Annotated in this window: 12 protein-coding genes and 3 pseudogenes; all 15 read left to right on the top strand. The window is 44.2% G+C overall.

What is annotated here, in order from left to right; all coding sequences use genetic code 11:
- The first annotated feature begins 113 nt into the window (after positions 1-113).
- Positions 114-842: a hypothetical protein gene (locus tag JCM2765_RS04225; RefSeq protein WP_054734112.1), complete on the top strand. Its 729-nt coding sequence runs from the start codon at positions 114-116 to the stop codon at positions 840-842.
- A complete protein-coding gene (locus tag JCM2765_RS04220) occupies positions 842-1,162 on the top strand; it encodes a DUF2977 domain-containing protein (RefSeq protein WP_054734110.1) in 321 nt (106 codons plus the stop codon). Before JCM2765_RS04225 ends, JCM2765_RS04220 begins: the two co-directional genes overlap by 1 nt.
- Positions 1,159-1,329, top strand: coding sequence for an XkdX family protein (locus JCM2765_RS16625; protein ID WP_082404990.1), 171 nt, complete (start codon positions 1,159-1,161; stop codon positions 1,327-1,329). Before JCM2765_RS04220 ends, JCM2765_RS16625 begins: the two co-directional genes overlap by 4 nt.
- Before the next feature lie 57 nt (positions 1,330-1,386).
- Complete coding sequence (locus tag JCM2765_RS04215; protein WP_225351960.1) at positions 1,387-1,758, top strand: hypothetical protein; 372 nt, start codon at positions 1,387-1,389, stop codon at positions 1,756-1,758.
- A 107-nt stretch (positions 1,759-1,865) separates the two neighbouring features.
- Positions 1,866-2,683, top strand: a pseudogene (locus JCM2765_RS04210) (GH25 family lysozyme).
- Positions 2,683-2,955, top strand: a complete 273-nt coding sequence (locus tag JCM2765_RS04205) for a hypothetical protein (protein ID WP_054734107.1) — start codon at positions 2,683-2,685, stop codon at positions 2,953-2,955. The pseudogene JCM2765_RS04210 and the gene JCM2765_RS04205 overlap by 1 nt, the downstream one beginning before the upstream one ends.
- 239 nt (positions 2,956-3,194) lie before the next feature.
- A complete protein-coding gene (locus tag JCM2765_RS04200) occupies positions 3,195-4,154 on the top strand; it encodes an Abi family protein (RefSeq protein WP_054734105.1) in 960 nt (319 codons plus the stop codon).
- 522 nt (positions 4,155-4,676) lie between these two features.
- Complete coding sequence (locus JCM2765_RS04195; protein ID WP_054734102.1) at positions 4,677-4,868, top strand: hypothetical protein; 192 nt, start codon at positions 4,677-4,679, stop codon at positions 4,866-4,868.
- Positions 4,869-5,200: 332 nt separating this feature from the next.
- Positions 5,201-5,668 carry an arginine repressor gene (gene argR, locus JCM2765_RS04190; protein WP_054734099.1) on the top strand — a complete coding sequence of 156 codons (468 nt, stop codon included), beginning with the start codon at positions 5,201-5,203 and terminating at the stop codon, positions 5,666-5,668.
- 184 nt (positions 5,669-5,852) lie between these two features.
- Positions 5,853-7,971: pseudogene (locus JCM2765_RS04185) on the top strand (PBP1A family penicillin-binding protein).
- Positions 7,972-8,077: 106 nt separating this feature from the next.
- Complete coding sequence (locus JCM2765_RS04180; RefSeq protein ID WP_054734096.1) at positions 8,078-8,419, top strand: YlbF family regulator; 342 nt, start codon at positions 8,078-8,080, stop codon at positions 8,417-8,419.
- Positions 8,420-8,501: 82 nt separating this feature from the next.
- Positions 8,502-9,728, top strand: a complete 1,227-nt coding sequence (locus JCM2765_RS04175) for a metallophosphoesterase family protein (RefSeq protein WP_054734093.1) — start codon at positions 8,502-8,504, stop codon at positions 9,726-9,728.
- Positions 9,709-11,268: an AAA family ATPase gene (locus JCM2765_RS04170; RefSeq protein ID WP_054734091.1), complete on the top strand. Its 1,560-nt coding sequence runs from the start codon at positions 9,709-9,711 to the stop codon at positions 11,266-11,268. Before JCM2765_RS04175 ends, JCM2765_RS04170 begins: the two co-directional genes overlap by 20 nt.
- The gene (locus JCM2765_RS04165) at positions 11,244-12,344 is read left to right on the top strand and encodes an ATP-binding protein (RefSeq protein ID WP_054734088.1); all 1,101 of its coding nucleotides are present in this window, start codon (positions 11,244-11,246) and stop codon (positions 12,342-12,344) included. Before JCM2765_RS04170 ends, JCM2765_RS04165 begins: the two co-directional genes overlap by 25 nt.
- A gap of 25 nt (positions 12,345-12,369) precedes the next feature.
- A pseudogene (locus JCM2765_RS04160) lies at positions 12,370-13,324 on the top strand (3'-5' exoribonuclease YhaM family protein).
- Positions 13,325-13,440 lie beyond the last annotated feature (116 nt).

The raw sequence follows: 13,440 nt of genomic DNA, 5'->3' as shown, positions 1-13,440 counted from the left end.
ATGGGCAAGTGTTTACCTGTGAATCTGAGGGTATGAGCTATAATATTGTTAACGGTAAGGCAGTCCCCGTTATTGTAGACATCGGTCGGCGGGGTAGTGGAGTTTACTATGCGATGATTAATTTAAACGACACAAATGGTGTGAAAATTAGATATACTTCTGGTGTTAGTGTTGCTGGTATGACTCGCATGGACGTCAGTGGTATTAATCGTGGTCTTGCCTTTAACCTTGGCAGCACCGCACAAGATCCGAGTATTTTAGATTGTTTAAAAAATGTGCATGAATATGGATCGTACAATTTTACCGTTGCACAAGGGAATACAGGCCTCGCACCAGAAATGGGTAGCGTCAGCGGTATTGCAATTGTCCGCGAAATGGATGGATATAATCTCAACAAAATGATGGTTATTGCTGTCGATTATAATAACTGTACGTGGACAAATTATTTTGATAAAGGCACTTGGATGCAATGGAGTAAACAGCTTAACTATGTGCCTTTATGGATTGGGTCGTCAAAAATGAATCAGCCAGTTACACTAAATAAGCCTGCTTCTGGCTATAAACGTTATGCGGCCATCTATCAAACTAGCAATGGCAATGGTATGTTTGCGGTTGGCGACGGCAAAACCATTATTATTAATTGTTTTAATAATGGAAATGGAGCTGCGGCGGCGACTACTTTTTACGAGGCACAGCTCATTTTCCCAACTATTACTACTGCACGACTAAGCGTTAATGGTGCAAATAGCCTTGCAGTGCCAAATGGAGCTTCTAACGGTACTCCGACGATGTCAACTAGTCCTGGCGATATAACGATCAAAGAAATCTGGGGGATGATGTGATGCGACTAGTTTTAAATGATAAAAATGAAATTATTGAATTTGCAAGTTTAGGTGATCTTACTGGATCGGTTGAATTCGATGGGAAAGTCCCAGATGATTTTGATAAAAAATTCAAGCCATCTTTCTATTTACTACAGAACGACACTGTTACTGTTAATCCAAGCTATGTTGCACCAGTTGAGAAAATGCCAGATAGCCAACCAACGGCTGAACAAGAGTCGTTGACAGCAATAGCCCAGCAAATGGCTGATCAGCAGCAACATATTGAATCACTAGAACAGGCACTAACAGCCTTAGCAGAAGGAGGTGCTAAATCATGATGATTGTATTCAAATTTGCATATCAGTTATGGCACACAATGGATAAAGCTGAAGTCGCTGCAGAAGTAACCAAGAATTTGATTACGGCCGATGACTATAAGATGATTACTGGTGAAGATTATGTAGCACCAACAACTCAAGCAACGACCACAAGCACCACTAACTAGCAATTAATAGCCAGTTAGTCAGTGCTTTTAATTTACCCGAAATTAGGAGGATAAAAAATGTTCAAAGAAATTACCGATGTGTTCAATTGGCTCAGTAACGCTGGCGTATTTGCCTTCTTAATGGTGTTAATTCCCACTGTTTACAAGTTGGTAAAACCACTCTTAACTCGTAAGGTTCAGACAGAGAAAAATACTCACGTCAAGCAAGGATTAGAAGTGGGATTAAACTTGGCGAATACGATTGTACCTGAAATGGCAGTCATGGCTGGGTTATCTCTGTCTGACCGAAAGAAGGAAGCAATCCGCTTCGTTAACGCTCAATTAACGGCCAATGGCTTTGATTTAGATGTTCAAACTATTTCCGGATTAGTTGAGAAAGCCTATCAAGCTACAAGGCAGCTGGTGGTGATAACCACTTTTCCCCTGTGACGCCGGCGCCGTCAGAAACTGATACGGATAGTTCTGCATCAGAAAATACGAACAAGCCTCAGAAACCGTTTCTCAAGCCGGTTCAACTACAGAAAAGAGTGATGTTAATGCCTAAACTTGGGATTGATGTATCGAGCTATCAGGGTAGCTCGGTTAGCTATTTTCATAACTTTAAAAAGTTAGGCGCTGACTTTGCCGTGGTTAAATTAACTGAAGGAACCAACTATTTAAATCCGAAAGCAAGCGCTCAAGTTACCAATTCATTAAAAGTATTTGGTTCGGTCAGTGTTTATCATTTCTTTCACGGTGCTGGAACCGCTGAAGCCAAATATTTTTAGCCTGGGCTAAAAAGTTTGGCCTAGATAATTCGACCGTTTTAGTGATTGACGTTGAAGCGCCTGGACTGCCATACAATACGACACCACAAGTTAATGCGTTTTTACGTTATCTGATTAATGCCGGATATAGAAATGTTGTTACCTATGGAAGCGGTAGCTGGTTTAATTCCGGCCGAATTCAGCGAAGTGCGTTAGTCGATAAACATATTTGGGTAGCCGCTTACGGTGTCTCGCAGCCTGGTGTCGTCAATGCGAATGCCTGGCAGTTTACCGACAATTGGCACGGAGTAGATGCCAGCTATGATTTTGATGGCTCACTGTCTGGTAGTTCCGCTACGAATAAAAAGGCCAAACCAGCGTATTGGTCAACTAATGGTCTTTATGAAGTTATTGCTGATCATATCAATGTGTACGGCAAGATTGCCTTAGATAAGGCCCATCAGCGCCGGATTCATTTTACTAAGGGCAGCACAATCTACGGTAAGGCCGTCAAGTATGGCAAGGTATACCGGATTAAGACTGACGTTGGGTATATCTCAGCTAATAAGGACTATGTGAAACTGGTCAGAAAGTCGGGTGGCAAGTAATGACGTTGGATCACTGGACAGAATTAATTACCGTTGGGATTGCCGTTGCCGGCGGCGTATATGCAGCTCTAATGGTCATTTTAAAGCCATTTATTAATGATCTAAAACGGGTTGCTTTAAGCATGAGTGAAACAACACGTAAAATCGAACGCTTGATTGATTCGCAAAATAGCATGCACGAAGAATTGATTGCTAGTAAAGGTGAACACCAGGTTATCAATCAACGAATTGATAATATTGAAGAATATGTTAGTGAACTTAAGCAAAAATAATGGTATACTCATGGCAATCCCGATTGCTATTGCGTCTAAAAAGGCCACTCATCTCATTACGAGGTGGGTGGCTTTTTTATTACAGAAATGAGATAGGCTGTAATATATTTCTTGACGGATATCGGATAAAGGGGTATAAAGTAGGTATAGAAGCCAATCCCCTCGTTTCGCATTTTGCGCAGGTACGCCCTGAAAAACGAGGGTTTTTTTGTAGGCAAATATTTTGCAGGGTGATTAGAATGAAGGATAACTTAAAGCACTTAAACCCAGAAGAACAGCGGCTTTTATTTGAAAGCCGTGGAATACAATTCCCAGAAGATAGACACGAAATTGACGCAAACAAAATTCAAGAAATTGGATATTATAAACTGAAAGAATTTGCGTATTCATTTGCAAAACGTAAACCGAACGGTCATTTGAGTTTGTCAGATGATAAGGAAATAGTATATGAGAAACTTTCATTTAAGAAGCTTTTAGTCAGATACTACATGGATAAAAACTTAAGAATTTTTATTTTACATGCAATCGAGGACATAGAAGTTTATTTAAATAATATAGTAGCTACTCGATTAGGTTTAAAATATGGTGCCTTTGGTTATTTGGAGTATAAAAATTGGTGTGACCGGAGTATTCCAAAATTTGAAATTGAGAAGAAGCAGTTCTATTTTAAAAAGGATTTACTTGCAAAAATAACGAGATCTAATCTTCCTGATATAAAATTGCCCTGGAATCAAAATTCAGATGGATTCCCATCAGTATGGGTTATGACCGATTGTCTAACATTCGGTGATACAATTAACCTAGTTAAAATAATGTCGCTGAATAATAAAAAGGCACTTGCTTCAAAATTCAATTGTACTCCTAATGAATTAATTTCTTGGCTTAGCTGTATGAATTTTATTCGAAATGCGTGTGTGCACAATAGCGACCTTATCGATATCAAGATTAGGACAAAGCCAACACCTCCTGCAAAATACACACAATGCCTAAACAGTGTCAAAGGTGGCTATTCAAATAAAGTAGCTGTAGCTGTCCTTATCATCAAATTTATGATGGAATCTGTTAATTCTAGATATAAATTTGGAAACATTTATGATTCACTATATAAACTAATCGATGGAAATGAAGAATTAGCTCATAACCTCGGCTTTTCGAAAATAGACTCTATTAAATGCTTAACGAAACGGAACTTTGATTAATGAATGATGTAGGTTCATTCGTAACAAAAAGCAAAAATTTTGACTTGACTATAGTTATTCTAGACGAATTAGAATCGAAGATTTTAATTGGATTAATTAAGTGAAATAGCAGCAAAGGACCACTCATCTCTGCGGAGACGGGTGGCTTTTTTGCGTGGCCAAAAATAAACTAAAAAATATACCTTATAAGGTTGATATGTAAGTTAATAAGGTGTATATTAATAATATAGAAAGGAGGTTAGAAGTTGAAGGGTAAGCATCAAAAAGAGCCTGACCATCAAGAAATGATTACCAAACTAACGTTGATAACAGCCATTATCACGTTAATAACGAATCTGGTAACCTTGATAGACAAGCTCACAAAGTAAATGGTAAGGGGCCTAGCCCCTTACTTAATTCTACCCTGAGATTACCTAATATGACAAATAAAAAACTCCTATATGCACTGGCAGGCATTACCGCAATTAATGGGATTCTAGTAATAATCAATCTAATCTTAACTTTTATAGGGAAGTGAATGGAATGCCTAAAAATAGTGAAGCACGCTTAAAGGCTAATAAAAAGTGGACTGATGCTAATAAGGATAAGCAACGAGTTTACCAATACCGATCTTACGCGCGTAAATTTATCAGAGATATGGCTACGGCCGAGGATCTCGATGAACTGGCGTCCTTGATTGATAACCGGCGTACCGAAATTAAGACAGATGACTAAGACTAACTAAAACCGCCCACCTCAATCGAGATGGACGGCTTTTTTGTGCGCTGAATATGTGAATTAACCACATTTAACCGGGATAAAACTAGGTGTAGTATCCATTTTAATATGAATTTTTATAAAGATGCCCGCTCTGCATTTATAATTTTTTGGTTCAATTTTTGTTTCATTTGTTAATATTAAAAACTTCTCTCGAAATTTTGTGACCATTTTGTGACCATTCCGATTTATACCCCTTTTGAATACTTATTTAAAAAGGTGCTTTCAATTCATTTTTAATTTTGCTATAATAATCACAGTGTTAGAACAACAAGGGGGCTGCATTAGGAATGAAGAAAAGTATTCGTCAATCGCGAATTGAACAATTAATCAATCAATATCCGATTGGTACGCAAGAAGACCTAATGCGTCATCTAAAAGAAATTGGGATTAAGGCGACGCAAGCAACAATCTCACGAGACATTCGTGAGATGCAGGTAGTCAAAGCCCAAGATGGCCATGGACACTTGCGTTATACAATCTTTAAGCCTGGAAATAAATCAGAAGAAGAACACTTACGTGAAACCATTAATGAAGTGGTAATTGGGTTGACTCGGATCGAATTTATCAACGTGATTAAAACGTTGCCAAGTAACGGCAACCTCTTAGCGGCGATTTTAGACGATTTAAAGTTACCAGAAGTGGTCGGCACGCTTGCCGGACACGATACGATTTTGGTGATTAGTCCGAATGCTGATGTTGCTCAGCAATTGAACGATGAAATTGCTGAAAACATGAATCCGGATATCGTTCATTAACGATTTTGGTTAACGAAGTGAGCACGTCCATGTCCCGTAACGGGATGCGGGCGTGCTTTTTTAGTGTTAGCAGATCAAAACGGCTGTTTAAGGGTTATTAAAGTTTCGGCGCAGTCAGAGGCGTTCGTCAAAGTTATGATAGAATGAATAGTGCAAATCTTGAAAATGGTTGAGGAGTTTTTTGATGAACAATAATCGGGGAAATCAATATTTTGAGCGATTCCGGGCCTGGTTGGCGCCGTACTATCATCGCTTTAAACGGCGATTAGGTAAGGTCTGGCACCGATACCAGCTGACCCGGTGGCTAATCACGATTGTGTTAGCGGTTGTCTTTATCTTGAGTGCCGTTTTGACGTTTCAAGCCAAAACCGCCAACGTTGGTGATTTAAAGGCCCAACTTGAAAAAACCACCTATATTTATGATAAAAAGAATCAGCGAGCGGGGTCGTTGTATGCGCAAAAGGGGACCTATGTGTCGCTTGATCATATTTCGACGAACGTTCAAAAAGCGGTTATTTCAACTGAAGACCGGAACTTTTATCACGAGTACGGGTTTTCGGTTAAGGGGATTGCGCGGGCGTTTTTCCTGTTAGCCAAGAATAAGCTGCTGCACCGCGACTACATTAGCGGTGGTGGGAGTACCTTGACGCAACAGTTGGTGAAAAATGCGTATTTGACGCAGGAACAGACCTTTACACGAAAGCTCAAGGAACTTTTCTTATCGGTTGAAGTTGAGAACGTTTATACTAAGAAAGATATTTTATCGATGTACCTGAACAACGCTTACTTCGGCAATGGTGTTTGGGGCGTCCAAGACGCGGCCGAAAAATACTTCGGGACATCGGCGGCCAACTTAACCGTGCCACAAGCAGCGGTACTGGCAGGTATGCTGACGTCACCAAGTGGTTACAATCCAATTGACCACCCGCAAGCCGCTAAGGAACGGCGTAACACCGTGCTGGCTGATGGCTGAAACTGGTGCAATCACCGAACAGCAGGCGAAGGCTTACCAACAGACAGCCGTAGTGACCAGCGATACCTATCAGTATAATGATTCGTACCGTTATCCTTACTACTTTGACGCTGTAATCAATGAAGCGATTTCGAAGTACGGGTTAACGGAGTCTGAAATCATGAATCATGGGTATAAAATTTATACCTACCTAGATGAGAATTATCAATCCAGTTTACAGACTAACTTTAAGAACAGTTACTTGTTCCCACAAAATGCCGCCGATGGGACAAAGGTTCAAGCAGCTTCAGTGGCCTTGAATCCCAATAACGGTGGGGTGATGGCCGTTGTAGGTGGTCGTGGGAAGCACGTGTTCCGAGGCTATAACCGAGCAACCCAGATTACGCGGCAACCGGGCTCAACAATTAAACCAATTGCGGTTTACACGCCCGCACTGGAAAACGGCTATTTCTATGATTCGATGTTGCAGGATAAGAAAACGTCGTATGGGACCAATCACTACACGCCGAAGAACTATAACAATGTGTATTCGGGTAAAGTACCGATGTATACCGCGTTAGCGCAGAGTATGAATGCGCCAGCGGTGTGGTTATTGAATAAGATTGGTGTTGATAAAGGCTACCAGTCCGTCAAGAAGTTTGGCTTGCCAGTCACTAAGTCCGACAAAAACTTAGCGTTAGCCCTTGGTGGGTTGAGCGAAGGGGTTTCACCACAACAGTTAGCGGGTGCTTACTCAGCCTTTGCAAACGATGGGGAACGCACTGAGCCGCACTACATCCGTAAAATCGTGGATGCAAATGGTAACGTTGTTGTTAGCAATCCAGATGTGACGTCGACTCGCGTGATGTCGTCTAAAGTTGCCAAACAGATGACGAGTATGATGCTTGGGGTCTTCAATAGCGGGACTGGTGCCACTGCCAAGCCATACGGCTACTCAGTTGCCGGCAAGACCGGGAGTACTGAAGCCGATGCAACGGGTGATGGTGATGCGACTCGGGATAAGTGGATCGTGGGGTACACGCCGGATGTGGTCTTGGCAACCTGGGAAGGATTTGACAATACCAATCAAAATCATCACTTGGAAAATCTAAGTGGTGCCGGTGTTGGACCACTGTTTAAGACTGAGATGGAAGAGATTTTACCATACACGAAGCAGACCTCGTTTAACGTCAAGGATGCCTCGACCTTGGCCAAAGCGCAGCAATCGGACTCCAGTTTCTGGGATAATGTGACCAACGGTGCATCATCGGTCGGTGATCAAGTTAAGCAGGGGGTCAATAATGCCGCGGACACCGTTAAACGGTGGTGGGATGACGCGTTTGGCAATTAGTGTCTCACTTGGGCTGTGACCAGCTGAATTTTAACCAGCCGGCATTGTGAAGTGCCCCTTAGCCATGATACAATGATTGAATGAACTGACAGGAGGAATCTGACACATGGCAGATATTTTAGCAACGGCCGGCGAACTACGCGACCAATTAGCAAGTTCCGAAGAATTTACGGCATTAAAGGCCGCTTACGACGCAATGAAGGCGGATCAAACCGCTTACGACTTATTCAAGGACTTCCAAACGGTCCAACTCGATCTGCAACAAAAGCAGATGCAAGGCCAACAATTAAGTGAAGACGACATGAAGCACGCCCAAGAGCTTGCTAACAAGGTCGGCGAAACTGACTTGATCAAGGCTTTGATGGACCATGAAAAGGGTGTTAACGACTTATTAGCTAAGTTGAACGCTGAAATTACGAAACCAATTCAAGATCTTTACCGGAACTAATTTTTAGTAGCGGTCATTAGACTTGGAGTGAACATGGAAACGTCGAAGTCGTTGGCTTCGGCGTTTTTTTAGGAGAGAAAACGTGAAATTCATTCATGCAGCTGACTTACATTTAGACAGTCCCTTTCGGGGATTAAGTGATTTACCTGCGGCAGTGAAGCAACGGGTCTATCAGGCGCCCTTTACGGCAACCCAACGGTTAGTGGATCGCGCCATTCAAGAACGGGTTGACTTTGTTGTTTTGGTTGGGGACCTCTTTGACCGAGATACGCAAAGTGTGCAGGCCCAACTCTTTTTACGGGATCAACTCCAGCGATTGGTTGATACCGGCATTGGCGTTTATCTGAGTTATGGCAATCATGATTATCTGACCGAGCAATCAACGTTGAGTTTGCCCGATGGTGTGACGGTGTTTGGTCGAGAAGTGACTACGGCGGAATTTACTACGGCTACTCAGCAGCGAGTTGCGATTAGTGGGTTTAGCTATGACCAACGGTGGTTAACAACGGATCGGGTGGCTGAATTTCCTGATCGGTCAGAGGTTGACTTTCAGATTGGCATGTTGCACGGGGCGGTTCGGACTGGCGCTCAGGATCAATACGCACCGTTTACGGTGGCTGAGCTACAAGCGAAGCGCTATGATTACTGGGCGTTGGGCCATATCCACCAGCAACAGGCACTTTCAATGACGCCGCCAATTATTTATGCGGGGGCGATTCAAGGTCGGCACCAAAACGAAACGGGTACCCATGGCTTTCAATTGGTTGAAAGTTCGGGCCAACGACTGAGGCCAACCTACATTCCGGCAGACGATGTGACTTGGCTAACGCTGTCAGTCCCGGCAGAATCAGGAATGACCGATGACACGTTACAAACGGCGGTATTAATGCGCCTAGCACAGTTACCAACGACACAACTACAGCTGGTCACGTTAGCGATCACCAATGTTGAGGCCTTAAACGAGGGTGTGTTGTCGCGGCTAAATGACGGCACGTGGCTCGCACGACTTAACCATACTCAGGCGGGGCAATCACCGATAACGACCTGGGTCGTTGAAGTGACGCCGCAACCAAGTGAGGCGACGATTCAATACAGCCAACTGGATGCTGCGTTTTGGGACGACGCTGCGCAAACGGTGTTTGACTCAACGATCATTGAAACCACGGCGGGAAAATTGATGCAGTATCCATTTTTAGCTCGACACTTACAAGACACTGACACGCAAACTAAGATTCAGCAACGAGTTCGCAGTAGTTTATTAGCGCAATCACGACTGGAGGCGACGCAACGTGCAGATCACGACGATTAAGATTTACGGCTTTGGTCAATTTCACGAAACAACGGTTAAGCTCAACCGTGAATTTCAACTGATCTACGGCCCAAATGAGGCCGGTAAATCAACGTTGGTGGCCTTTATTGCGAGTCTGTTGTTTGGATTTGAGACGGCTAAGCACCGGTATGCAATGTATCAACCTAAAAGTGGCGCGTTGTACGGTGGTGAACTGACATTTAAGCATCATGACCATGACTATTGGCTGAAGCGGGTTGCGGGTCCCCATGGTGGATCTGTAACGTTTCGAGATTTAACAGCGGATGAAACGCTTGATAAGGCTGCCTTAACCGACCTGTTACGACCAGTTGATAAAGACCTGTTTTACCAGATTTTTTGCTTTGGCGAACGGGAATTGCAGGCAGTTGATCAACTGGATCGGTTTGAATTAGTTCAGCGCATTCAACGAATTGGTGCCGTTGGTAGTGATAATTGGATTGGCCTGACGAAGCAGTTAGCACGTGAATCAGATGCGCTATATAAACCTAGAGGACGGGTACAACCGTTAGCTAAATTACTGCGGGAGTATGACGCGTTAACCCAAGAGGTTCAAACTGCTAAACAGGCGTATGAAAGTTACCAAAAATTAATGGCGCAACAAGCAGAAGGTGAAACGGCGCTCGCAGAACTTCAGCAACGGGTGGTTGATCAACAGCAAAAACTAGCCGAACTTCAGCAACTTGTGACGAATTATCCGGACTTTGTGACCTATCAGCAACTGATGCAACAAACGGATTCAACTAGTCATCGCCTTTCAACCACTGATTGGCAGACGTTTACTAAATTGACGGCACAACGAAATCAGTTGCAGTCGGCCTTAGATCAAACTGAAGTCGCACTCGCTGACTCGGAGGCAATCCAACCTGATTCTGAGGTGATGGCCGTCTATCAAGCCCATCAATCACAAATTAAAACCCTTGCGGCCCAACTACCACAGCTTCGAGAACTGACGAACACGGCAACGACTCAAGAAGCCCAACAGTTAGCGTCATTTCGTCAACGCTATGGTGAACAAATCGTGATGGCGCGTCCCTTTAGCGCAATTGATCAACCACGGATCAGTCGGTTGATTGCGGCCCAGCAGGCGAATCAAACGAAGCAAGCAGCTATCGAACAACAACGACGAGACCATCAACAGACCTTCTCGCGTTTGAGTGATCAAGCAACGGCTAGTCGGGGTGGTATTTCAGTAAAATGGCTGGGTGCGGGCGTGGTGATTGCGTTGTTGTCAGTTTTGATCCTGACGGGCTGGTTAAAATCCTTGGGCGGAGTTGCGGGGTTACTGGTTGCGGCCTACGGCATTTTTCACCCGATGCTGCAACAAAATGGTCAGTCGGCAATTGATGCGCAGTTGACTTTGCTCTCACGTCAGTTAGATGGTGATCGTCAGCAGTTGGGGGATTTAGCAGGCGAGTTAGCTGAACTGACAACGCAATTAACCGAGGTTGAACGTCACTACCAGTTGGCGCTTACTCTGTTGATCAGTGGCTGGCGATGCAAGCAGACCTTCAGCAAGTGAGTCAGTTGCAGCGGACGATTGCGCGACGTCAACAGCAGCGACAAAGTGGTGACGCGGAATTACAACGTTACTTTGAACAGTGGCAGTTTGCAGCACCGGTTTTACAATTGCAGGGAACGGCCGCGCAAAAGTTAATGCAGATCACGAACTTCGTGGCAGCTGCTGAGGATCAGGTTAATCGCAGTCAAGCGCAAGTAAGTGAACGTCAACGACTTCAACACGTTCAACAGGATTATCAGCAACAGCTAACGGCTAGTCAAAAAACGTTGCAGGCATTCTTAAAGACGGCTAACGTGACAACTACCGAAGCGTTTGAACGACAATATCAGGCTAGTCAGCAAGCACAACAACGTGAAACCCAACTGACAGCGGTCAAACAGCGGTTATCTGAGTCAGAGCGCCAACGACTAGCACAGTTTGATTCGGTTGCAGCGATTGAGGCCGCGGTTGAAACGGCCAAGGCGCAACTTCAAAGCTTAATGACCAAACGGGATGGTCAACTTAAACAACAGAGTGAGCGTGCCTATGCGATTGAAAAGAAGGGGCATAGTGTGGCTTACCAGCAACTACTCCAACGTCGAGCGGACCTTGAAGCTGAAATTGAGCGGATGACGGATGATTGGCTGACTAATCAGTTGTTGATCAAATGGATCGATCAGACTTTGGTTAATGCGTCTCAGGGTCGGCAACCTCAGATTTTGAAGGCCGTTCAGCAATTTTTTGCCGTTTTGACAGATCAACGGTATCAACAGGTGACTTTCACTGATGAAACGGTTCAAGTTACTCGAGCCGATGGGATTGTGTTTGACGTGGGCGAATTGTCTGGCGGTACTGCAGAGCAACTATACGTGGCACTGAGACTGGCATTTACCCAGGTGATGGCCGATCAGATTCAACTACCGATGATCGTTGACGATAGCTTTGTTAACTTTGATCGTCAGCGAACAGCGCGAGCGGTTAAACTGTTGACCGAAATGGGTAATGGTCAAGTCTTGTATTTAACAGCCAACGCTGATAATTTAGCGTTCGTTGCGGCAGATCAAACTTTGAATCTAACGAATTTGGCGGTAAAATAAGGGGAACGTAAAGGGGGGCGCTATTATGGCGGAAGAAAAACAATTAATGACGTTTGCAGTTGGCGAACAGATGAACTTAATGGCACTATTGAAAAGTGTCACGGTTCGGGTTGCTAAGAACGGCAAACAGTACTTAGACCTGACGTTTGAAGACCGGTCTGGTGAAATCACCGGTAAGTTTTGGGACGCAAGTGACGACGACGTCAAACGCTACCAAGCGGGGCGGGTGGTCCGGTTAACCGGTAAGCGAGAAACTTATCAAGGCTCACCACAGGTTAAATTTAAGTTTGCGACTGGCCAACGCCGATGAGCAGAGTGACCCAGCTGAGTTCGTGGTCCACGCACCGTTAAAAGCGGCCGATATGGAAGAAGAAATCAACCAAGTGATTTTTGAAATTACCGATCAGGTTTGGAACAGAATTGTTCGGTTGTTATTATCAAAACACCGGGAGGCCTTCTTTACTTACCCAGCAGCCAAGCGTAATCACCATGCGTTCGAAGGTGGCTTGGCCTATCACACGATTTCGATTTTACGGCTGGCGCACAACGTTGTTGCCCAGTATCCAAACATTAACGCACCGTTGCTGTATGCTGGCGCGATCCTTCACGATTTAGGTAAGGTAATCGAACTATCAGGACCAGTTTCGACAACGTATACCGTTGAAGGTAATTTACTGGGGCATATTAGCATTGTTGATGGTGAAATCGTCTCAGCCTGCAACGAACTGAAATTTGATTTAAATAGCGAACCAGTCGTGTTATTGCGGCATATGATCTTAGCCCATCATGGATTACTGGAATACGGGTCACCTGTTCGACCACGGTTATTGGAGGCGGAGGTCTTGCATCAACTGGACGAATTAGATGCATCAATTATGATGCTGACGGATGCCACTGAAAAAACGGCACCGGGCGAGTTTGGTGAACGACTCTTTGCGATGGATGGCCGGTCGTTTTACCGACCGAAAGAAAATGAATAGTAAAACGCAGCTCGAAGGGTGATCGAGCTGCGTTTTTTGCTGTCGTTTGTGTCCAGCGTAAGCATGTTTAGATCTATAGTGGGAGAATGCCGCGGGAGGCTCCGGCGCTATGCGGA

Source organism: Secundilactobacillus similis DSM 23365 = JCM 2765, assembly GCF_001311075.1.
GTDB classification, from domain to species: Bacteria; Bacillota; Bacilli; order Lactobacillales; family Lactobacillaceae; genus Secundilactobacillus; species Secundilactobacillus similis.
The sequence above is the reverse complement of the archived record's forward strand: the minus strand, read 5'-3'. Positions and strand labels throughout refer to the sequence as shown.

Bases quoted from the DNA above. Each gene is read 5' to 3' on its own strand.
- JCM2765_RS04225 (WP_054734112.1), top strand. From the start codon at position 114: ATGATTAATTTAAACGACACAAATGGTGTGAAAATTAGATATACTTCT.
- JCM2765_RS04220 (WP_054734110.1), top strand. From the start codon at position 842: ATGCGACTAGTTTTAAATGATAAAAATGAAATTATTGAATTTGCAAGT.
- JCM2765_RS16625 (WP_082404990.1), top strand. From the start codon at position 1,159: ATGATGATTGTATTCAAATTTGCATATCAGTTATGGCACACAATGGAT.
- JCM2765_RS04215 (WP_225351960.1), top strand. From the start codon at position 1,387: ATGTTCAAAGAAATTACCGATGTGTTCAATTGGCTCAGTAACGCTGGC.
- JCM2765_RS04205 (WP_054734107.1), top strand. From the start codon at position 2,683: ATGACGTTGGATCACTGGACAGAATTAATTACCGTTGGGATTGCCGTT.
- JCM2765_RS04200 (WP_054734105.1), top strand. From the start codon at position 3,195: ATGAAGGATAACTTAAAGCACTTAAACCCAGAAGAACAGCGGCTTTTA.
- JCM2765_RS04195 (WP_054734102.1), top strand. From the start codon at position 4,677: ATGCCTAAAAATAGTGAAGCACGCTTAAAGGCTAATAAAAAGTGGACT.
- argR (WP_054734099.1), top strand. From the start codon at position 5,201: ATGAAGAAAAGTATTCGTCAATCGCGAATTGAACAATTAATCAATCAA.
- JCM2765_RS04180 (WP_054734096.1), top strand. From the start codon at position 8,078: ATGGCAGATATTTTAGCAACGGCCGGCGAACTACGCGACCAATTAGCA.
- JCM2765_RS04165 (WP_054734088.1), top strand. From the start codon at position 11,244: ATGCAAGCAGACCTTCAGCAAGTGAGTCAGTTGCAGCGGACGATTGCG.